This is a genomic window from Stenotrophomonas mexicanensis (assembly GCF_032911605.1).
Lineage (GTDB): Bacteria > Pseudomonadota > Gammaproteobacteria > Xanthomonadales > Xanthomonadaceae > Stenotrophomonas > Stenotrophomonas maltophilia_A.
The window spans coordinates 71505-92306 of sequence record NZ_JAWJTG010000009.1; the positions used below are offsets into that span (position 1 = coordinate 71505).

General features: G+C 66.6%; 13 protein-coding genes. 8 read left to right on the forward strand and 5 right to left on the reverse strand.

Annotated features, from left to right (window positions below):
- The first annotated feature begins 2 nt into the window (after positions 1-2).
- Entirely contained in the window at positions 3-794 is a 792-nt protein-coding gene (locus R1L06_RS06370; protein WP_125894214.1) for a dienelactone hydrolase family protein, read from the forward strand.
- A 203-nt stretch (positions 795-997) separates the two neighbouring features.
- On the opposite strand, the gene R1L06_RS06375 is transcribed toward R1L06_RS06370, so the two are convergent.
- Positions 998-1996: a polyprenyl synthetase family protein gene (locus R1L06_RS06375; RefSeq protein WP_100437486.1), complete on the reverse strand. Its 999-nt coding sequence runs from the start codon at positions 1994-1996 to the stop codon at positions 998-1000.
- A 214-nt stretch (positions 1997-2210) separates the two neighbouring features.
- Between R1L06_RS06375 and R1L06_RS06380 the strand changes: the two genes are divergently transcribed.
- Entirely contained in the window at positions 2211-3824 is a 1614-nt protein-coding gene (locus tag R1L06_RS06380) for an alpha-glucosidase (RefSeq protein WP_032129592.1), read from the forward strand.
- Between the two features lie 245 nt (positions 3825-4069).
- Here the strand turns inward: R1L06_RS06380 and R1L06_RS06385 are convergent, their stop codons facing one another.
- Positions 4070-6838, reverse strand: coding sequence for a TonB-dependent receptor (locus R1L06_RS06385; protein ID WP_032129600.1), 2769 nt, complete (start codon positions 6836-6838; stop codon positions 4070-4072).
- Positions 6839-7089: 251 nt separating this feature from the next.
- A complete protein-coding gene (locus R1L06_RS06390) occupies positions 7090-9141 on the reverse strand; it encodes a glycoside hydrolase family 97 protein (protein WP_317217219.1) in 2052 nt (683 codons plus the stop codon).
- A gap of 237 nt (positions 9142-9378) precedes the next feature.
- On the opposite strand from R1L06_RS06390, the gene R1L06_RS06395 reads away from it, so the two are divergent.
- From R1L06_RS06395 to R1L06_RS06420, 6 genes are all read left to right on the forward strand, one after another.
- Positions 9379-11580, forward strand: a complete 2202-nt coding sequence (locus R1L06_RS06395) for a glucosidase family protein (RefSeq protein WP_317217220.1) — start codon at positions 9379-9381, stop codon at positions 11578-11580.
- Entirely contained in the window at positions 11577-13064 is a 1488-nt protein-coding gene (locus tag R1L06_RS06400) for an MFS transporter (protein ID WP_107433653.1), read from the forward strand. The genes R1L06_RS06395 and R1L06_RS06400 overlap by 4 nt, the downstream gene beginning before the upstream one ends.
- The gene (locus R1L06_RS06405) at positions 13064-14779 is read left to right on the forward strand and encodes an alpha-amylase family glycosyl hydrolase (protein ID WP_317217221.1); all 1716 of its coding nucleotides are present in this window, start codon (positions 13064-13066) and stop codon (positions 14777-14779) included. Before R1L06_RS06400 ends, R1L06_RS06405 begins: the two co-directional genes overlap by 1 nt.
- Before the next feature lie 142 nt (positions 14780-14921).
- Positions 14922-15308 (forward strand): SseB family protein, encoded by a 387-nt coding sequence (locus tag R1L06_RS06410; protein WP_049462191.1) that lies wholly within the window; start codon positions 14922-14924, stop codon positions 15306-15308.
- Between the two features lie 115 nt (positions 15309-15423).
- On the forward strand, positions 15424-15888 hold the full coding sequence (locus R1L06_RS06415; RefSeq protein WP_317217222.1) for a GNAT family N-acetyltransferase: 465 nt from the start codon (positions 15424-15426) through the stop codon (positions 15886-15888).
- Positions 15885-16178, forward strand: a complete 294-nt coding sequence (locus R1L06_RS06420) for a hypothetical protein (protein WP_049398843.1) — start codon at positions 15885-15887, stop codon at positions 16176-16178. Before R1L06_RS06415 ends, R1L06_RS06420 begins: the two co-directional genes overlap by 4 nt.
- A 115-nt stretch (positions 16179-16293) precedes the next feature.
- Here R1L06_RS06420 and R1L06_RS06425 read toward each other — a convergent pair whose 3' ends face one another.
- Both R1L06_RS06425 and R1L06_RS06430 read right to left on the reverse strand, forming a co-directional pair.
- A complete protein-coding gene (locus R1L06_RS06425) occupies positions 16294-19878 on the reverse strand; it encodes an ABC transporter permease/M1 family aminopeptidase (RefSeq protein WP_317217223.1) in 3585 nt (1194 codons plus the stop codon).
- 12 nt (positions 19879-19890) lie between these two features.
- Positions 19891-20793: an ABC transporter ATP-binding protein gene (locus R1L06_RS06430; RefSeq protein WP_024956967.1), complete on the reverse strand. Its 903-nt coding sequence runs from the start codon at positions 20791-20793 to the stop codon at positions 19891-19893.
- Positions 20794-20802 lie beyond the last annotated feature (9 nt).

Below are 20802 nucleotides of genomic sequence, written 5' to 3' on the forward strand. Positions count from 1 at the left end.
GCATGAATCGTTGGCGATGCGGTGTGGCGGTGGTTCTGGGGCTGGCAGCGATGCCGGCGTGGGCGGCGATGAAGACGCAGCCGGTGGAGTGGAAGCACCAGGGCACGACTTTCAGCGGCGTGCTGGTCTATGACGACGGCGACAATGATAAGCGCCCCGGGCTGGTGATGGTGCCGAACTGGAAAGGCGTGAACGAATCGGCGGTCGAGAAGGCCAAGCAGCTGGCTGGCGATGACTATGTGGTGCTGGTGGCCGATGTCTACGGCAAGAGCGTGCGGCCGAAGACCGATGCCGAGGCCGGGCCGGTGGCGACCAAGCTCCGCAACGACCGGCCGCTGCTGCGTGCGCGCGCGCTGGAAGCGGTGAACGTGCTCAAGGCCCAGGCCGGCAAGGCGCCGCTCGATGCCAGCCGGATCGGTGCGGTGGGCTTCTGTTTCGGTGGCACCACGGTGCTGGAGCTGGCCCGTGCCGGTGCGCCGCTGGCAGGGGTGGTCAGCCTGCACGGCGGGCTGGGTTCGCCGCTGCCGGCACAGGCTGGTGGCAGCCACCCGTCGGTGCTGGTGCTCAATGGCGCCGACGACACCAGCGTGACCGCCGAGGACATCGGCAGCTTCCAGAAAGAAATGGACGCGGCCAAGGTCGATTGGGAGTTCACCAACTACAGCGGCGCGGTGCACTGCTTTGCCGAGCGCGATGCCAACAGCCCGCCGGGCTGCCAGTACAACGAGCGCGCGGCGAAGCGCGCGTGGAAGGCGCTGGATGAGTTCTTCGAGGAGCGCTTCGAGAAACGTTGAACCGTGCAGCGGTAGTGCCGGCCGCTGGCCGGCATTCCCGTGACATCCGCAGCATCATGAGGTTGCCGGCCAGCGGCCGGCACTACAATGCGGTCAATGCGATCGGTCGGTAGTCACCGATGTTTCCGTGCCGACCAACGGTCGGCAGCCACCGGAATGCCGGTTTGGTGGGTGCCGACCGTTGGTCGGCACGCCTCAACCCATCAATGCGAGCGCTGCACCGCGTAGCGGGCCAGGCCGCGCAGGGCAGCCACGGCATCATTGTCGGCCAGGCCATCGAGCGCGCGCTCGGCGGCCTCGGCATATTCCTCGGCACGCGCGCGGCTGTACTCCAGGCCGCCGGTAGCGCGGATCGCGGCCAGCACTTCCGGCATCGCCGAGGCGTCGCCGTCCTGCACGATGGTGCGCAGGCGCTCGCGGGTGGCGGCGTCCGAATGGGCCATGGCATGGATCAGGGGCAGCGTGGCCTTGCCCTCGGCGAGGTCGTCACCCAGGTTCTTGCCCAGCTCCTCGGCATTGGCCGAATAGTCCAGCACGTCGTCGGCAATCTGGAACGCGTAGCCCAGGTGCATGCCGTAGTCGAACAGGGCCTGCTGGGTGGCTTCATCCACGCCGCTGGCCAGCGCGCCCAGGCGGGTGCCGGCGGCGAACAGCACCGCGGTCTTGCGCTCGATCACGCGCAGGTAGGCGGCTTCGTCGGTATCCGGGTTGTGCACGTGCAGCAGCTGCAGCACTTCACCCTCGGCGATGCGGTTGGTGGCATCGGCCAGGATCTGCATCACCGACATGCGCTCCAGCTCGACCATCAGCTGGAAGCTGCGTGAGTACAGGAAGTCGCCGACCAGCACGCTGGGCGCGTTGCCCCACAGGGCGTTGGCGGTGCTGCGGCCACGGCGCAGGCTGGATTCGTCCACCACGTCGTCGTGCAGCAGGGTGGAGGTGTGGATGAACTCGATGATCGCCGCCAACTGGTGGTGGTCCGGGCCGGCCTGGCCGACCGCATGGCCGGCCAGCATCACCAGCATCGGGCGCAGGCGCTTGCCGCCGGCGGAAATGATGTGGTCGGCGATCTGGTTGATCAGCACGACGTCCGAGGACAGGCGGCGCCGGATCAGGGCGTCGACGGCGGCCATGTCGGCCGCGGCAAGCGACTGGATCTGGGGCAGGCCCAGGGCGGGACGGGTGTCTTCGGTGATGGTCATGCGATCAGGCTTTCAGGCTCATCGCTGATTATAGGCGTTGCCTGTGAATTCGGGCGCAAACCGGGCAGGCCGGCGTCCGCGGCCCGGCCACGGATGCCGCCTGCGTGAATACGTATGCAGGTTGCGCCATGCCCGTGAGGCCACCGCTAAGCTTGCGGCATCAGGATTTCGGCCCGCTCCCGGCGGGTCCCGCACGCCCGGAGGGGGGCTGTCGATGTCGCACTATCCATGGTGGCGCGGAGCCGTCATCTACCAGATCTACCCGCGCAGTTTCCTTGACGCCAACGGCGACGGGGTGGGCGACCTGCCGGGCATCATCCAGCGCCTGGACCACATCGCAACGCTGGGCGTGGACGCGATCTGGATCTCGCCGTTCTTCAAATCGCCGATGGCCGACTTCGGCTACGACATCGCCGACTACCGCGACGTCGACCCGCTGTTCGGCAGCCTGGACGACTTCGACCGCCTGCTGGCCAAGGCGCACGGTCTGGGCCTGAAGGTGATGATCGACCAGGTGCTGAGCCATACTTCGATCGAGCACGCCTGGTTCCGCGAGAGCCGCCAGGACCGGACCAACCCCAAGGCCGACTGGTACGTATGGGCGGACCCGCGCGAGGACGGCACACCGCCCAATAACTGGCTGTCGCTGTTCGGCGGCGGTGCCTGGCAGTGGGAGCCGCGCCGCGAGCAGTACTACCTGCACAACTTCCTGGTCGACCAGCCGGACCTGAACTTCCATCACCCGGACGTGCAGCAGGCCACCCTGGACAACGTGCGCTTCTGGCTGGACCGCGGCGTGGATGGCTTCCGCCTGGATGCGATCAACTTCTGCTTCCATGACGCGCAGCTGCGCGACAACCCGGCCAAGCCGGCGGAGAAGCGCTTCGGTCGCGGCTTCAGCCCGGACAACCCGTACGCTTACCAGTACCACTATTACAACAACACCCAGCCGGAGAACCTGCCGTTCCTGGAGAGGCTGCGCGCGCTGCTGGACGAGTATCCGGGGGCGGTCAGCCTGGGTGAGATCTCCTCGGAGGACTCGCTGGCCACCACCGCCGAGTACACCCGCGATGGTCGCCTGCACATGGGCTACAGCTTCGAGCTGCTGGTGGACGACTACAGCGCGGCCTATATCCGCGACACGGTCTCGCGCCTGGAAGCCGTGATGACCGAAGGCTGGCCGTGCTGGGCGGTTTCGAATCACGACGTGGAGCGGGCGGTCAGCCGCTGGGGCGGCCACCCGGCTGACCCGCGCCTGGCGAGGATGCTGGTGGCGATGCTGTGCTCGCTGCGCGGCTCGGTCTGCCTGTACCAGGGCGAGGAACTGGGCCTGGCCGAGGCCGAGGTGCCGTTCGAGGCCCTGCAGGACCCCTATGGCATCACCTTCTGGCCCAACTTCAAGGGCCGCGATGGCTGCCGGACCCCACTGCCGTGGACCGACGCGCCGCTGGCCGGTTTCACCGCCGGCCAGCCGTGGCTGCCGATCCCGCCCGAGCACCGCGCCGCGGCCGTGGCGGTGCAGGAGCGCGACCCGGACTCGGTCCTGGCTGCGTTCCGCGGGTTCCTGGCCTGGCGGCATAGCCAGCCGGCACTCCTGCATGGCAGCATCCGATTCATCGAAAGCGCCGAGCCAGTGCTGCTGTTCGAGCGTATGCTTGCAGATGAAACCCTCCTGCTGGCCTTCAACCTGTCGGCCGAGGCGGTGAGCCATCCGCTGCCGCCGGGCAACTGGCAGCAGGTGGCGGTGCCGGGCCCGGATGCGGGCACGGTGCAGGGCAATGAACTCCAGCTGCCGCCGCGCGCGGTGTATTGCGCCCGACGCAGCTGACCGTTTTCTCCGGTGGCGGTACTTGCGGGGACGGGGCCGAAGCGCCCCGTCCCTTTTTTGTGGGTGGGCTTCCGGCGAAAGGCATCCACGCATGGCGTGGATCTACCCAGAGACACCCCAACCAGTAGATCCACGCCATGCGTGGATGGGCCTTGCCGGCCAACGGCCGGCATCCGCGCAAAAGAAAACCCGCTGCCTGCGCAGCGGGTTGCCGATGAGTCGCTGCCGCCACTACCCGGTCGTGGTCAGAACTTGTAGTTCACGCCCAGCATGTAGGTGCGGCCCCACTCGATGTATTCCAGCGGGCGGTCCTTGCTGCCGGCGTAGGTGCGGTACGGCTCGTTGGTCAGGTTGCTGCCCTGCAGCAGCAGGGTCAGCCCGCGCAGGCTGCTGCTGTCGCTGAAGGTGTAGCTGACCTGTGCATCGGTCACGTTCTCGCCCACCACGTAACGCAGGGTGCGATTGCCGTTGAAGTTGCCGATCTCACCGATGAAGTCCGAACGGCGGCGCTGGCTCACACGTGCTTCAAAGCCGCTGCGTTCGTAGTAGGCGGTGAAGTTGTACACGCGCTTGGACAGTCCCGGCAGGCTGATCGGGTCGGTGCCCACACTGGAGGCGCTCTCCGGATCCAGGATGGTGATGTCGCTCTTGTTGAAGGTCGCGCTGGCCTGCACGCCGAAGCCGCGCAGGCTGTCGGTCAGCATCTCCAGCGGGAACGACCCGGTCAGCTCCAGCCCCTTCAACGTGCCGCCCTTGCCGTTCTGCGGCGTGGAGAAGGTGCCGGTGGTCAGCACCGGTGCGGTCATGCCCGGCGGTGGCACGTAGTTGCCGAGCAGGCCGCTGAAGTCGTAGTTGTCCACCGACTGCGTGTAGACGTAGCTCTTCAGGTCCTTGTAGAAGATCGCCGCAGCCACGTAGGCCTTCTCGCCGAAGTACTTCTCATAGGACAGATCCAGCGCGGTGGCGCGCCACGGATCCAGCAGCGGATTGCCACCGCTGCCACCGGGGCGGCCGTTGTTGGTATCCACGCCGAATTCCAGGCCGGCACGCATCTGGTCCACGCGCGGGCGCGCGACCTGCTTGGCGGCGGCGAAGCGCAGCGTCTGCTGGTGCGGGAACATGAACACCAGGTTCAAGCTTGGCAGCCAATCCTTGTAGGTCTTGCCGGCAGAGAAGGGCTGGATGTTGCTGCCCGCCGGCTGCGAGCTGTCCCAGTAGCGCGAATCCGAGCTCTGGTCGGTGTGCTGCATCTGCACGCCGATGTTGCCGCGCACGCCGACCACGCCGATGTCGGTATTGATGTTCAGGCGTGCCCACGCCGTGGTGATCTTCTCCTCGACCGTCCAGGATTTCGGAATCAGGTAGTCCAGGTTGTCGACCGGGTTGAAGGTCATGTAACGACCGACGGCTGCCGGCACATTCCACGACGGGATGTAGCCGATGCCGGCGAAACCGAGGTTGACCGGGCGGTACTGCAGGTCCGGTGCGATGGTGGATTCGCCTTGGGCGCCGAGCAGGATGTTGCCTTCGGCCTGGGCCTTCTGCTTGCGACGGTCGGCATAGTTCACGCCCACGTCCACATCCGAGAACCAGCTGGACATGGCCTCGGGAACCGGCAGCGTCGCCGCCAGCTTGGCACCCTTCAAGCGATCTTCCACCTCTGGCACCTTGCCGTAGCCGGAACCATAGATCGTGTTGGTCAGGAACAGGCTGTCCGGATTGGAATAGTCGCGCCCCGGCGTGATCTGCGAGAAGCTGTTGTTGTTCACCACCAGCCCGATCGTGTCGAACTGCGGGCGCGGCACCAGCTGCAGGTTGTTTTCCAGATTGATCTCGCGGCGGGTCGCCTTGGAGTAGTTCAGGTCGGCGACCAGCTTCACGCCACCGACGTTGAACTCGTTGTTCCAGCCGAACGCATCGATCTTGTCCTTCCGCTTGTTGTACATGCCGCGCACCAGCGGGTATGCATTGTTGATCGTGCCGCCGGTGAAGCTGCCATCGGCATTGCGGCCGACATTGCTGAACACCGGCAGGATCGCGTTGGGGTTGTTGCTGTCCTCGCCGTTGCCGCTGAGGCTCAGCTCGAACTGGTTGGCGGTGTCGATCTGCTCGGCTTCGGTGTGGAACGCATCGAAGGTGCTGGTCCAGCTGTTGCTGGGGCGGAACTGGATCGTTGCCATCACGCCGTCGCGCTTGTTGTTGCCGGTGCGACGCAGGGCCTTGATGCCATCGGTGAAGTAGGTGCCAGGTGCGATTCCGCGACGCTCGCCCTTGTCGGTGTGTTCGGTGGTCCAGGGCTCGTACAGGCCGACCTGGTTCTCCTGGATCGGCATGTCGCTGTGCGCATAACCAATGGCGATGCCCAGGGTGTTGTCGAAGAACTGGTCGATGTAGCTGGCGCTGAAACGGTTGCCATACGGGTCGATGTTGGCAGCGCGGCCCAGGGAGCTCTTCTGGTAGCGGCCGCTGACCGCGATCACGCGCTCGCCGAAGCTGAGCGGGCGTGCGGTCTGCATGTCGATGGTGCCCGACAGGCCCTGCCCGACCAGCGCCGCGTCCGGGGTCTTGTACACGGTCACGCCGTTGACCAGCTCGGACGGGTACTGGTCGAATTCGACGCCGCGGTTGTCGCCGGTGCTGACCACTTCACGGCCATTGAGCAGGGTGGTGGCGAAGTCGGGCGACAGGCCACGCACACTGATCACCTGCGCACGGCCGGCCACGCGCTGGGCAGCCAGGCCGGGCAGGCGCGAGATGGATTCGGCGATGCTGACGTCAGGCAGTTTGCCGATGTCTTCGGCGGAGATCGCTTCGACCACCGAGGTGGCGTCCTGCTTGATCGCGATTGCGTTCTCGATGCCGCGGCGGATGCCGGTGACCTGCACCGTATCCAGGTTGGTGGCGGCGGTGGCGGCCGGCGTGGTGGTGCTCTGCGTGGACTGTGCCGACGCCAGCGTCGGCGCCAGGACAACGGCCAGCGCGATGCTCAGCGCGCTGCGCTTGTGGTTCAACATTTTCCCCTCCCAGGCAATGTTGCAGATCGATTCGTGAACGTCCCGGAGTGACCGTGGACGTGCGACGCGGTGGCCGCTGTCGTCGCCGCTATGGTAGGCAGCGCGTTCTTCGCGGGAATCACCCTGCATACGTATTCAATGGCGTTTGCAGGGATGTAATCGCTTTCAGGTTCTGTTTGCGGTAGTGCCGGCCGCTGGCCGGCAATCGCGTTCACCGGGTTGCCGTCCAGCGGCCGGCACTACCGCGGCATTCAAAGCGGCGTGAAACGAATGGCCTGCCCACCCCCCGGTGCCAGCACCAGCGTCAGCACGTCGGCGCTGGTCACCTCTCGGGTTTCGCGCGCGAATGCGAAGGGATTGCTGCGGAAATCCGCGCCCTCGCCATCGCGGTAGATCTCGGCGCGATAGCGCACGCCCGGCTCCAGGAAGCCCAGCGACACCGGCAGCACGCGGCCGTGCTCGTCGGTGATGCTGCCGAGGAACCAGTCGCGGCTGTTGCGGTCGCGTCGCACGATCGTCGCGTAGTCGCCCACTTCGCCATCGAGCACGCGGCTCTGCTCCCAGTCCACCGCGACGTCTTCGATGAAACGGAATGCCTCGCGATGCTGCAGGTAGTGCTCGGGCAGGTCGGCGGCCATCTGGATCGGGCTGTACAGCACCACATACAGCGCCAGCTGGCGTGCCAGCGTGCTGGGAATGGCCTGGCCGTGGCGGCCCTTCAGGCTGAGGATGCCGGGGGTGTAATCCATCGGCCCGGCCAGCATGCGGGTGAACACCAGGTTGACCTCATGTTCCGGTGGGTTCGGCGGCTGGCCCCAGGCGTTGTACTCCATGCCACGTGCGCCTTCGCGCGAGATCCAGTTGGGATAGGTGCGGCGCAGGCCGGTGTCCTTGATCGGCTCATGCGGGTTCACCGACAGATGGCGCCGCGCTGCTTCCTGCACCACCGTCAGATGGTGGCGGGCCATGAACTGCCCGTCATGCCACTCACGCCACAGCGAGCCGCCCGAGGGATTGCGGCGGTCGACCTGGCCGTCGTCACAGACGTAGCCGGTCTTGAACTGGTCCACGCCCAGCCGCGCGTACAGGTCCAGCGCAGCGTCCAGCTGCTCCTCGTAGTGCTCGATGGCGCAGCCGGTTTCATGGTGGCCGATCAGGTGCACGCCCTTGTTCAGGCCATACGCCGACAGCGCTTCAATGTCGAAATCGGGCGTGGCACGGGTGAAATCGAAGTCGTAGCCATTGCCCACCCACATGCCGTCCCAGCCCGGATTCCAGCCTTCCACCAGCACGCCACGGAAGCCGTGCGCGGCGGCGAAGTCGATCACCTTCTTCGTCTTCGCGGTGGTGGCCGCATGCTTCGGCCCGGTCGCCCAGCTCTCGTTGTCCAGGTGCATCGACCACCACACCCCCAGGTACTTGGCCGGCTTCACCCAGCTCACATCACCCAGCGCATTGGGCTCGTTGAGGTTGAGGATCAGGTCCGATTCGACCAGGCCACCGGCACGGTCGGCAATCTGCAGCGTGCGCCACGGCGTGGCGAAGGGCAGGGCGCGGCGCACCTTCCAGCCTTCGGCCGAGGGCGATAGCTGCGCGCGCAGGCGCTGGCCCTCGGTTCGCCGCAGCCACATGCCGGCATAGTCCACCAGCGCCGCCTCGTGGATCGCCACGTGCAGGCCATCGCGGCTGCGCAGGGTCATCGGCGTATGCACCAGCGGAACCTCGCGCAGCGGCGTGCGCTGGTACAGGTACTCGTAGTGGATCGGTTCGCCGGCAGGGATCCACCACGCGGTGGAATCCTGCGCGATGGCGAACTCGGTCAGCTCGTCATCGATGATCGCTTCGTGCAGGTTCGGCTGCTCGGGGAACACGTAGCGGAAGCCGAGGCCATCGTCGTAGACGCGGAACACCACATCCAGCCGGCGCTTGCTGCCGGTGGTCTCGGCCAGCTGCACGGTCAGTTCGTTGAAACGGTTGCGGGTAATCCGGCGCTCGCCCCAGGGCTGTTCCCAGCGGTCATCGACGCTGCGTTGCTGTTGGCCGAGCAGGGCGAAATCCCGGTCCAGGCGCCCATCGCGCAAGGCAAAGCCCAGCTTCGAATCTTCCACCACGGTCTCGCCGAAACGCTCGACGCGATAGCGCGCGGTGCCACCGTCCAGCAGCAGGCTGACCTTGAGCACCTTTCCCGGTGATTCGACGCTGGCCACCTGCGGCGCGGCCTGCGCCAGCGTGGCCAGGCCCAGCAGAGCCAGACCGAGCAGGTGCGCGAACACCGCGCGTACAGCAGTGGGTGACATCGGCATTTCCCCTCCCAAGGCGCCGTTGGCAGACCCGGACCATAAGCCAGCGCGGCAGGCCCACTACCGCGCAACGCCATGAATACGTATGCAGCTGGACGCAGCCGACAGCCCCGCGTCTACCATGGGGCCAAGGCACCTTGAGGGAGGGGCCGCGCCCGCCCGCCGACAACGACGGTGCGGACCTACAACGCGTGCAGAGAGGGAGGGAGGCCGACGGGCGCAAGCCGGTCCGCCGCTTCGATGCTGAAGATCATTTGCCTGACCGCTGCCCTGGGGGCAGCGCTGGGATCGACCGCGCAGGCGGCCGACCTGCAATTCGACGGCCGCCATGCGCGCGCCGAAACCGCTGCCAACGGCAGCTTCGTGCTGCATGCGCCGAAAGGTGAGGTGCGTATCGCGCCCATGCCGATGCGCAGCCAGACCGGCAGCGTGATGTTCGATGCACTGTTCGCGCTGGCCCAGCAGGAGATGGACCAGGACCGCGTGGATGCGATCCGCGATCCCGCGTTCGACGAAGGCCGGCCGGTGCCATGCGAGTGCTTCCAGACCGGCGCGCGCTGGCCCTACGTGTGGACCCGCGATGTCAGCTTCGCCGCCGATCTGGCGCTGGCGCGGCTGGACCCGCAGCGCACCCGGCAGTCGCTGCAGTTCAAGCTCTCGGCAGCGCGCGATGGCCATACGCCCGGCCTGTTCGTGGCGCAGGACACCGGTTCCGGCGGCAGCTGGCCGATCAGCAGCGACCGCGTGGTGTGGTTCCTGGCGGCACGTCACCTGCTGGACGATCGCGCGTTTGCCGACCAGGTCTGGCAGGCGCTGCAGGGCACGCTGGCGCAGGATCGCGCGATGGTGTTCGACGCGCAGATGGGCCTGTACCGTGGCGAGACCTCGTTCCTGGACTGGCGCGAGCAGACCTATCCGGACTGGACCCGTGAGGACGTGCGCTTCATCGGTGACTCCTACGCACTGTCCACCAATGTGCTGCACTACCAGGCGCTGCGCCTGGCCGAACGGCTGGCCAGCCAGCACGGCGACGCCCGCGCGGCCGACTACAAGGCGTGGGCCGATGCGTTGGCGCAGCAGATCGATGCACGCTTCTGGCGCGAGGATATCGGTCAGTACATGAGCTACATCGGCGAAGCCGCGCACCCGGTGCCGTACGCCAAGGTTGATCTGCTCGGCCTGTCGCTGGGCATCCTCGCCGAGGTGCTGCCGCCGGAGCGCGCGCGCCGAGCACTGGCCGCCTACCCGATGGGGCCGACCGGCAGCCCGGTGGTGTGGCCGCAGGAGTCGCAGCAGCCGATCTACCACAACCGCGCGATCTGGCCGTTCGTCAGTGCCTACTCGCTGCGTGCGGCGCGGCAGCTGGATGATGCACCGCGCATCGCCGCCGAGATCCGTTCGCTGATGCAGGGCGCGGCGCTGGCCGGTTCCAACATGGAAAACTACGAACTGGTCAGCCAGGCCGTGCATGTCGAGGAAGGTGCGCTGAGCGGCCCGGTGGTCAACTCCGAACGCCAGCTGTGGTCGGTGGCCGGCTACCTGTCGATGGTGCTTGAAGGTGTGTTCGGTGTGCAGGACGATGGCCGCGTGCAGCCCAAACTGCCCGTCACACTGGTGCCGGAGCTGTTCGGCACGCAGCGTCGCATCAGCCTGGAGGCCGGTGGCAAGCGCTACGTGCTGGAGCGCCCGCAGCAGCTGGGTGATGGCTTGCTGGTGGCCGGCAGCACCACCACGCGTGGCACGACCACCACGGTGCAGCTGGTCGCCGCCCCGGCAGCAACCGTTTTTTCTGCCACGACTGCGGATGCCAACGCACGTGCGCCCGCAACACCGGCGGCACCGCAGGCCCTGCGCAAGGGCACGGGCTGGAACGTTCCGGTGCCAGCCGAGCAGGCTCTGTGGAAGGACGGCAGGGCCGTCGCCGCCAGCAATGGCCAGGTGTACATCAGCGACGATGGCCTGCAGCACTGCCTCAGCCTGACCCGGCGCGAGGGTGCATTGGAATCACTGCACAGCCCGACGCTCTGCGTCGGTCCGCAGCAGGTGCTGAAGGGCGAGGAACGCTGGCAGTTCACCGCGGGCCAGGCCGGGCAGGTGCGCCTGCGCCTGCAGTACCGCAACGCGAACGGGCCGATCAACACCGGCGTCACGGCTGCGGTCAAGCAGCTGGTTCTGCAGTGCCCGGGCCAGCCGTTGCAGCGGCATACGGTCACCCTGCCGCACAGCGTGGCGGTGCAGGATTCGACCTCGGCAACGTTCGCAGTGCCCAAGGGGCGGTGCACGGTCACGCTTGAAGATGGCTTCAACATGAGCGCGCTGCAGCACTTCGCGCACTACACCGGCGGCAAGGGCGGGCGTGATGGTGTGCTCAACCAGGCCCAGGTGCAGGCACTGACGGTGGCGCCGGTGGCGCCGGTGGCGATGGAAGAGGGCGCACGATGAGTCGTCCCGCCAAACCGCAGCTGTCGTTCTGGCAGATCTGGAACATGTGTTTCGGTTTCCTCGGCATCCAGTTCGGCTTCGCCCTGCAGAACGCCAACGCCAGCCGCATCTTCGAGACACTGGGCGCGGACATGGACGCGGTGCCCGGGCTGTGGATCGCGGCGCCACTGACTGGCCTGCTGGTGCAGCCGGTGATCGGTTACCTGTCCGATCGCACCTGGACGCGCTGGGGCCGCCGCCGCCCGTTCTTCATGATCGGTGCGGTGCTGACCACGCTGGCGCTGCTGGTGATGCCGAATTCGCCGACGCTGTGGATCGCCGCCGGAACCTTGTGGGTGCTGGACGCCTCGATCAACGTGTCGATGGAACCGTTCCGCGCCTTCGTCGGTGATCAGCTGGCACCACGCCAGCGTCCGGCCGGCTATGCCATGCAGAGCTTCTTCATCGGCGTGGGCGCCATCGTCGCCAGCTTCCTGCCGTTCATCCTGGCCCACTTCGGTGTTGCCAATACCGCAGCTGCCGGCGAAGTGCCCGATACCGTGCGCTATGCGTTCTACTTCGGCGCGGTGGTGCTGCTGGCGGCGATCACCTGGACGGTGGTCAGCACCCGCGAGTACTCGCCGGCAGAGCTGGCCGGGTTTGACGATGCCGAGCCGCCGGCGCACCACGCAGGGGCTGCGATCAGTGGCCCCGCACCGTGGACGCAGGTGGCGCTGTGGCTGGGGCTCGGCGTGGTGCTGGCGCTGTTGATCGCCTGGCGGCAGGGCGACAGGATGCTGTATGTGCTGGCAGGACTGTGCGCCGGCTACGGCCTGCTGCTGGCGGCCGCGCGTGCCTTGCCGGCCACGCATATGCTGGCCGCCATCGTCGGCGACCTGCGCGCGATGCCGGTGACCATGCGTCGTTTGGCGTGGGTGCAGTTCTTCTCGTGGTTCGCGCTGTTTGCGATGTGGATTTACACCACCGCCGCGGTGGCGGGTATCCACTTCGGCTCGACGGATCCGCAGTCGGCGGCCTACAACGAGGGAGCCAACTGGGTGGGGGTGCTGTTCGGTGCCTACAACGGCTTCGCTGCGCTGGCCGCGGTACTGATCCCGCCGATGGTGCGTGCGATCGGCCTGCGTTGGAGCCACCTGGTCAACCTGTGGCTGGGCGGTGCCGGCCTGGTGTCGCTGATGTTCATCCGCGACCCACACTGGCTGCTGCTGTCGATGGTCGGCGTCGGCTTCGCCTGGGCATCCATTCTTTCGCTGCCATACGCACTGCTGTCCGACAGTGTGCCGGCATCGAAGATGGGCGTGTACATGGGCATCTTCAATTTCTTCATCGTGATCCCGCAGCTGGTCGCGGCCAGTGCGCTCGGCTTCGCCCTGCGCGCCTGGCTGGGTGGCCAGCCGATGCATGTGCTGGTGCTGGGCGGCTGCAGCCTGTTCGTCGCCGGCCTGTGCGTGCTGCGGGTTCCGTCCCGTCCGGAGGTGGTGTGATGCGTGGTGCGCTGTCTGTTGCTGTTTCCCTGGTGCTGCTGGCCGGCCATGCGGCGGCCGCGCCGCGCCCGGACTACGTCGGCACCACTGAGCCGTTCGCCAGCGATGCGGTGTACTTCGTGGTCACCGACCGCTTCGTCAACGGTGACCCGTCCAACGACCACCGCGACCAGGGCGGCACGCATCGCACCTTCGATATCCCGGTGCCGTGCCCGGACAAGGTGGACGGCAACATCGGCTATCTCGGCGGTGACTTCCGCGGCGTGCTCGACAATGCGAAGTACATCCGCAACCTCGGCTTCGGCGCGGTATGGATCACGCCGATCGTTGACAACCCGGACGAGGCGTTCACCGGCAGCAAGCCGATCAGCTGCACCAGTACGCTGACCGATCGCGGCAAGACCGGCTACCACGGCTACTGGGGCATCAACTTCTACAAGCTCGATGAGCACCTGCCCAGCAAGGACCTGGACTTCGCGGGGTTGACCAAGGGCCTGCACGGCGCAGGCCTGAAGGTGGTGCTGGACATCGTCGGCAACCACGGCTCGCCAGCCTGGACCATGCCGACGCGGCAGCCGCAGTTCGGCCAGATCTTCGACAAGGACGGAGCGCTGATCGCTGATCACCAGAACCTGCCGCCGCAGAAACTGGACCCGAAGCACAACCCGCTGCACGCGTTCTACAACAACATCGGTCCGGTCGACGGCAAGAACGGATCGATCTTCGACGGCAACCTTGCCGAGCTGTCCGACTTCAATCAGGACAATCCGGCAGTGATGGACTACCTGGTCGGCGCTTACCTGCAGTGGACCGCGCAGGGCGTGGACGCCTTGCGCATCGACACCATCGGCTGGCTGCCGCACCCGTGGTGGCATGAATTCGTCAAGCGCATCCGCGCCGAGCATCCGGGCATGTTCATGTTCGGCGAAGCGTTCGACTACAACGCCGCGAGCATCGCCGAACACACCTGGCCGGCCAACGCCAATGTCAGCGTGCTCGACTTCCCGCTGCGCGGCGCACTGGAGCAGACCTTCGGCACCGCCGGAAAGGGCTTCGAGACCCTGGCCGAGCCGCTGCACCTGAGCGGTGGCCCGTACGCCAATCCGTACGAGCTGATGAGCTTCTACGACAACCACGACATGCCGCGCCTGCAGGCCAGCGACAGCGGCTTCATCGATGCGCACAACTGGTTGTTCACCGCACGCGGCATTCCGGTGGTCTATTACGGCTCGGAAACCGGCTTCATGCGCGGCCGCGCCGAGCATGCCGGCAATCGTGCCTACTTTGGCCAGCCGCGCGTGGACGCCGCGCCGCAGAGCCCGATCTTCGCGCCGCTGCAGCGTATCGCGCGATTGCGCGAAGCCACGCCGGCGCTGCAGCGTGGCCTGCAGGTGAACGAGCGCCTGCAGGGTGATGAGGCGGTGTTCTTCCGCGTGCTGCAGCATGGCGACGTGGCGCAGACCGCGCTGGTGCTGCTGAACAAGGGCGACCGGACCAGGACCCTCACCGTGTCGCGTTACGTGCAGGCGGGCCGCTGGCGTGATGCACTGGACGGCGGTTGGTTGCAGGTGGATGCCTCCCTGAAGGCCGACGTGCCCGCGCACGGCGTGAAGGTCTACGTGCTGGACGCCGCCGTGCAGCAACCGGCATTGCAGGCTGAGCTGGACAAGGCGATGGCCGACCAGAAGGCGCGGGATCAGCGGCTGGGGCGGTAGTGCCGGCCGCTGGCCGGCAACCCATGAATCCATGGCACCTGCCTACCGCTCTGGTGGGTGCCAACCTTGGTTGGCACGCTTTTCGAGCAGTCGAGCAAGCTCGACTCTACAATAGGCACCCCTCACGCCCCGCCGTACCGCCATGACCGACCTCGCCCCGCAGACCCCGATCGAAACCCTGCTGAAGGCGGCGATGGACGGGGCGGTGCCGATCCGCGCCTTCATGGAGGCCTTCGTCGCCTCCGAAGTGGTGCTGCTGACCGGCAGCCTGGTCACCCCCGACGGCAGCGGCTTCGACCCGCTGCTGTTCGACAAGCAGGGCACCCTGCACGTGGCCGTGTTCACCGACCCGTCGCGGGTGGGCATCTACAGCCAGCAGGCCGAACACCAGATCCGCTGGCTGATGCTGGACGTGCTGCGCCGCGTGCCGGGTGGCTATGGCGTGGTGATCAACCCGGGCACTTCGCTGGGCTTTGAGATTTCGCCAAGCGGCGTCGGCGAGATCCTGAAGGACTTCGCCCAGGGCTGAACCGCCACCGCGCTATATTTGTAGAGTCGAGCCATGCTCGACTGCCTTTCGCACAGTGCCAGATCAGTCGAGCATGGCTCGACTCTACAGAACGCTTCCCCATCGAGGCATTGCCATGGAATTCAGGGTATTACCCGCCGGCGCACCGGGACGGCAGCAGTTGGCCCGGTGGTACCACGCCGAATGGGGCCGCGACGCCGGCCTGTCGCTGGAACAGGAACTGCAGCGGCTGAACACACCTCAGGATGCCGAGGGTTTCCCGCACCTGATCGCCGCCTTCGATGGAGACCAGGTGGTCGGTGCCGTGCAGCTCAAGCGCCGGGAAATGCAGGCCTTCCCGCAGTACGAGCATTGGCTGGGCAGCGTGTTCGTGGCCGATAGTCATCGCGGGCGTGGGCTGGCTGGCGCGCTGGTCGAACAGGCCGCGGCGCAGGCGGTGCGGATGGGCGTTTCCGAACTGTACCTGCAGACCGAATCGTTGGATGGCGGCCTGTATGCGCGGTTGGGCTGGAAGCCGCTGCAGGAAGCCGACAACCGCAGCCACCGCGTGCTGGTGATGGTGCGCAGGTTGGCCGCATGAGCGCCGCAACGGCCCGGCACTCCCGCTCAGCACTGATCTTCCTGATCGCAGCCATCGTTGCCGCACTGGTCTCCATGCCCCTGCTGCGCGCGGTGGGCATGGTGCTGTGGCCGGTCTTCGTCATTGCCTGGCTGATCAACCTGGGCGCGGCCTGGCATCTGGCCCAGTGGGCGCGCCAGCAGGGCCGTTCGGCGTGGGCATTCGGGTTGCCGGCGGCGCTCGGCACCGTCGCCTCGATCGTGGTCTTCGTGCTGCTGGCGTTGCTGGGGCCGAAGGCGACGGTGCGCTGAAGCTTCGCGGTCACCGTGGGCAGTATGCCGAGCATGGCTCGGCACTACAGTAAGGCCGAGCCAAGCCCGCACGTGTTGCATGGAGCGCCGGCGCATAGGCCGGCGCCCCGTTGCCTCACATCGTTACCTTGCGCCGGTTGTCATCGCTCACCCTGTCGATCAGCTTGTTGTAGGGATCGAAGCCTGCTTCGTCCGGCTTTTCATCCACCGTCACTGTGATCTTCGGATCGGCACTGGTGACGTGATGGCGCTGCAGATACAGCACCTTCTGGTCGCGCTCCTTGCCCGACGGACCATTGGCGAACACGCCGACCTCGACCCAGTCATCCATCTTCCCGTCGCTTTCCTTGCCCTTGCCGTCGGCGTACTGCTTGGCCGCGTGCAGGTCCAGAGTCACGTCGTAGCGACCGTCATCGCGCTTGCGGGCGCTGGCGGCCATCACGCGGTTGTCGTAGAAGCTGATCTTCTCGAACAGGTCGGTGACCAGCTGCTGGCGATCGGCCGGGGTGTCGGCGCGGATGTAGCCCAGCAGTTCGCGTGAGGTGGTGTACGGCGGCTGCTGGTACCCCTTGTCCTGCAGGAAGCGCTTCAACGCCCGGTTCAGCGCCTGCTCGCCGATTTCCTCGCGCAACCGGTAGAACACCAGCGAACCCTTCTGGTAGTGGATGTACTGCTGGTTCTCCACACGTTCCAGCGGCTGTTCCTCGATGGCCTCGCCGCCGCGGCCGGACAGGTAGCCGTCCAGTTCGCGCTTGAGGAACTGGCGCATGTGCTGGCGGCCGTACTCCTGCTCCATCACCATCAGTGCAGAATACTGCGAAAGCGATTCGGACAGCACCGTCGCGCCCTGCACGTTGGCACCGATCACCTGGTGCGCCCACCATTGGTGCGCGATCTCGTGCGCGGTTACGTAGAACACATAGTCCACCTTGTCCGGGTCACGCAGGTCGGCGATGAAACCGATGGCCTCGGAGTAGGGGATGGTGTTGGCGAACGACTGCGCGAAGCGGGCATAACCCGGGAACTCGATGATGCGCACCTGGCGATGCTGGTACGGGGTGAAGTTCGCCTCGTAGTAGGCCAGCGATTTCTGCACCGCTTCGATCATCCGGTCCACGTTGTAGCCGTGCGCCGGGTCGAAGTAGACCTCCACCGGGATGTCCTTGTACTTCGCCTTGCGCACCTCCCATCGTGCCGACAGATAGGCGTAGAAGTTCAGCATCGGCCGGTCCATGGCATAGCTGAAGCAGCGTCGGCCGTTGACCGTGGTCTCATGCTGCAGGTAGCCCGGGGCCAGCGCCACCTGGTCCGGTGCCGTGCAGACCGTGGTGCGGAAGTCGAGCCAGTCGGCATCGTTGGAGATGTAGGTGTTGGCACGTGCGGCTTCGTCTTCCAGCTTGGGCATGCGCCGCGGCTCACCCAGGTCGCGCTTGCGCCGCTCGTTGCGGTCGCTGATCTCGGCGCCTTCGTTGTAGCCGAACGACGGCAGTACGCGGCTGTTGAAGAACGTGCCGTTGTCGACGATGTTGCTCGGCGCCTGGCCGGCGGTGATGCCATTGGGTTTCTGCACCACCCGGAAGTGGACGTTGCGGCTTTCACCCGGTTGCAGTGGCGCGGCCAGGCGGTAGATGCGGTAGCCAAGGTCGGCGTCGTGCATCGACAAGGTCTGCCCACCCAGGTCAGCCGCGACCAGCTGCTTGTCGTCGCCCATCGAGACATGCACGTCCTGGATCGGCACGGCATGCGTGTTGCGCACCGTCCAGTTCGCATCGATCACCATCGACTGCGATTCGGGGAACAGGTCAACGCGGTTGTCCACCGCCACGATGCGAGGCTGCGGCAGGTTGCGGTACTTCGACAGTTCACGCTCGTAGCGGGCCTGCAGATCCAGCTGCTGGTCGGGCGAGATGAACTCATTGCGGATGTTGGTGCTCCAGTACAGCCAGCCACCCACGCCGACGAAGGCCAATGCGGCGACTCCGGCGAAGACCCCGGTCGGGCCGCGCAGGCGGCGGCCGGCCAGGGCCAGGCGCTGACGCAGGCCCTGGCTGACACCTCGTACCCAGAAGGCTGACGCCAGGCACATCAAGGTCAGCAGGAACAGGGCCCAGTAGCCCTGGAACGCCAGTTGCCCGGTCAGGAAGTGGCCGTAGCCGTTCATGTCCGAATAGGGCGCGTTGGGCCAGCTGCCGAAGTTGTACAGGTTCTGCGTGTAGTCGAGCAGGCCGAGCACACCCTGGCCGATCATCACCACGATCAGCAGTGCGTAGCCGACGAACTTGTTGTTGGTGAGCACCTGCAGCACCAGCGCCAGGCCGCCCATCAGGATGTAGACCACCGAATCCAGGGCCAGGCTGCGCAGGTACAGCAGCGGCTCAAGATGCGTGTAGCCCTTGGCCAGCTGCACACCCATCGCCGCCAGCGCGCCGGCGGCCTGGAAGCAGACGATCACCGCCAGCAGTGCAGTGAACTTGGCCAGCAGCGGCACCCAGTTCGGCACCGGCATGGCATCGGTCACTTCATTGATGCGCGCGCTGCGTTCCTTCCAGACCAGCTCACCGGCGAAGAACAGCACGATGATCACCAGCAGCCAGCTGAAGGCGCCCTGCAGGCCCATGATCATCTGCGAGGTGACCGGCCAGATCGAGGTGCCGTACAGGGTCTGCCGGAACAGCGCGCTGGGCAGGAAGTTGGCCAGGCCGAGCACGAGCAGCACGATGAACGGCACGCTGCGCAGGACGCCACGTGTATCGAAGCGGAACTGGCGCAGGAACTGCTGCCACGCCGTGGTGGTAGTGAACGCCGGTACCACGCGCGGCAGCGTTGCGCGGGTGGGGCGGACGGCGCCGGCATCGGCAACCGGTTGCGCCTGCCTGCGGCCCCAGCGCCGACGGCCACTGCCGCTGCGTTCGGTGCGGAACAGCGCGAAGGTGGCGGCGAACAGCGCGGCAGCCACGCCCAACCACAGGGCGCGATTGGCCAGCAGGTAACCGGCCAGCTCGGGAATCCCGTTGTTGCGTTCGGCGGTGGACCAGTAGCGGATCGTGCGGCCCAGTGCGCGCATGCCCAACGGTTCGCTCAGCACCGCGATCCACGTGTTGTCGATGTCGCGCAGCAGGGCCGCGCTGGCACCGTACAGCACCAGGTAGGCCACCAGGCCGATGTAGACCCACAGGATCGAGCGCGTCAGCGCCGCCAGCAGCGACAGCAGCGCGGTGGTGAACAGCAGGTTCGGAATGACGATGACCGCGAACGTCCACGCATAGCCCTGCCAGCTGATCGGGCCCATGCGCTCGGGATCGACCCACGGCATGAACGGCGCCAGCCACAGGCCGAACGCGATCAGGACGTAGACCAGCAGCCCGGCCGCCAGGGCGGCAGCGATGCGCCCGGCCAGGTAATCGCGGCGCTTCACCGGACTGGCGAAGATCAGTTCGGCGGTGCCTAGCTCGAAGTCACGCAACAGCGCATTGCTGACGAACAGTGCGGTGACCAGCATGCCAAGCAGGGTGAAGATGCCCAGCATCTGCGCGATCACGGTGGGCGCGTTGCTGTGCACGTTGCCAGTGCCGCCACCGATCTGCACGGCGTCGCTGGAGGCGGCGGCGAAGGCGAGCAGGGCGAACAGCCCGGCCAGCAGCCACAGCAGCGGGGAACGCAGCTGCTCGCGCAGCTCGAAGCGGAAGAAGTTGAGGATCATGGCGTGCTCCGCTCAGGCTGCCGCGCGGGCACGGGCCTGCAGGCGCAGGCGCTGGAAGTACACGTCCTCGAGGTCGGGAGCCACGGCTGCGAAGCCGTCGCCGGGGTCGTTGGCGCTGTGCACGTGGATCACCGGGCGACCACCGACCAGGCGGGTGGACAGCACCACGTAGCGTGCCTCGTGGTCGGCCAGTTCCGAAGGATCAACCTGCTTGCGCCAGACCTGGTGCTGCAGGGCGTCGATGGCTTCGGCAGGACGGCCGGTCAGCAGCACCTGGCCCTTGTTCATGATCGCCATCGTCGGGCACAGATCGGTTACGTCCTCGACGATGTGGGTGGACAGGATCACCGCCACGTTCTCGCCGATGGCGGCCAGCAGGTTGAGGAAGCGGTTGCGTTCTTCCGGGTCGAGGCCGGCGGTGGGTTCATCGACGATCACCAGCCGCGGGTCACCCAGCAACGCCTGGGCAATACCGAAGCGCTGGCGCATGCCGCCGGAGTAGGTGCCCAGCTTGCGCTTGCGGGCGTCCCACAGGTTCACCTGCTGCAGCAGCCCATCGACCACCTCGCGGCGCTGCGCGCGCTGGGTCAGGCCCTTGAGCACTGCGAAATGTTCCAGCAGGTCCAGCGCGCTGACTTTCGGGTACACGCCGAAATCCTGCGGCAGGTAGCCCAGCCGGCGGCGCACCGCGTCCTTATCGCGCAGTACGTCGATCGGCGCCTCGCCTGGAATGGTGAGGGTAGCCGTGCCGCTGTCGGCCTCCTGCAGGGTGGACAGCGTGCGCATCAGCGACGACTTGCCGGCGCCGTTGGGGCCGAGCAGGCCGAACATGCCGCGCGGGATGTCCAGGTTGACGTTGTTGAGGGCATGCACGCCGTTGGCGTACGTCTTGGACAGCGAATCGATCTTCAGCATGCGACGTAC

Coding starts and splice junctions, on each gene's coding strand:
- R1L06_RS06395 (WP_317217220.1), top strand. CDS start 9,379: ATGCTGAAGATCATTTGCCTGACCGCTGCCCTGGGGGCAGCGCTGGGA.
- R1L06_RS06390 (WP_317217219.1), bottom strand. CDS start 9,141: ATGCCGATGTCACCCACTGCTGTACGCGCGGTGTTCGCGCACCTGCTC.
- R1L06_RS06400 (WP_107433653.1), top strand. CDS start 11,577: ATGAGTCGTCCCGCCAAACCGCAGCTGTCGTTCTGGCAGATCTGGAAC.
- R1L06_RS06430 (WP_024956967.1), bottom strand. CDS start 20,793: ATGCTGAAGATCGATTCGCTGTCCAAGACGTACGCCAACGGCGTGCAT.
- R1L06_RS06370 (WP_125894214.1), top strand. CDS start 3: ATGAATCGTTGGCGATGCGGTGTGGCGGTGGTTCTGGGGCTGGCAGCG.
- R1L06_RS06375 (WP_100437486.1), bottom strand. CDS start 1,996: ATGACCATCACCGAAGACACCCGTCCCGCCCTGGGCCTGCCCCAGATC.
- R1L06_RS06385 (WP_032129600.1), bottom strand. CDS start 6,838: ATGTTGAACCACAAGCGCAGCGCGCTGAGCATCGCGCTGGCCGTTGTC.
- R1L06_RS06425 (WP_317217223.1), bottom strand. CDS start 19,878: ATGATCCTCAACTTCTTCCGCTTCGAGCTGCGCGAGCAGCTGCGTTCC.
- R1L06_RS06410 (WP_049462191.1), top strand. CDS start 14,922: ATGACCGACCTCGCCCCGCAGACCCCGATCGAAACCCTGCTGAAGGCG.
- R1L06_RS06415 (WP_317217222.1), top strand. CDS start 15,424: ATGGAATTCAGGGTATTACCCGCCGGCGCACCGGGACGGCAGCAGTTG.
- R1L06_RS06405 (WP_317217221.1), top strand. CDS start 13,064: ATGCGTGGTGCGCTGTCTGTTGCTGTTTCCCTGGTGCTGCTGGCCGGC.
- R1L06_RS06420 (WP_049398843.1), top strand. CDS start 15,885: ATGAGCGCCGCAACGGCCCGGCACTCCCGCTCAGCACTGATCTTCCTG.
- R1L06_RS06380 (WP_032129592.1), top strand. CDS start 2,211: ATGTCGCACTATCCATGGTGGCGCGGAGCCGTCATCTACCAGATCTAC.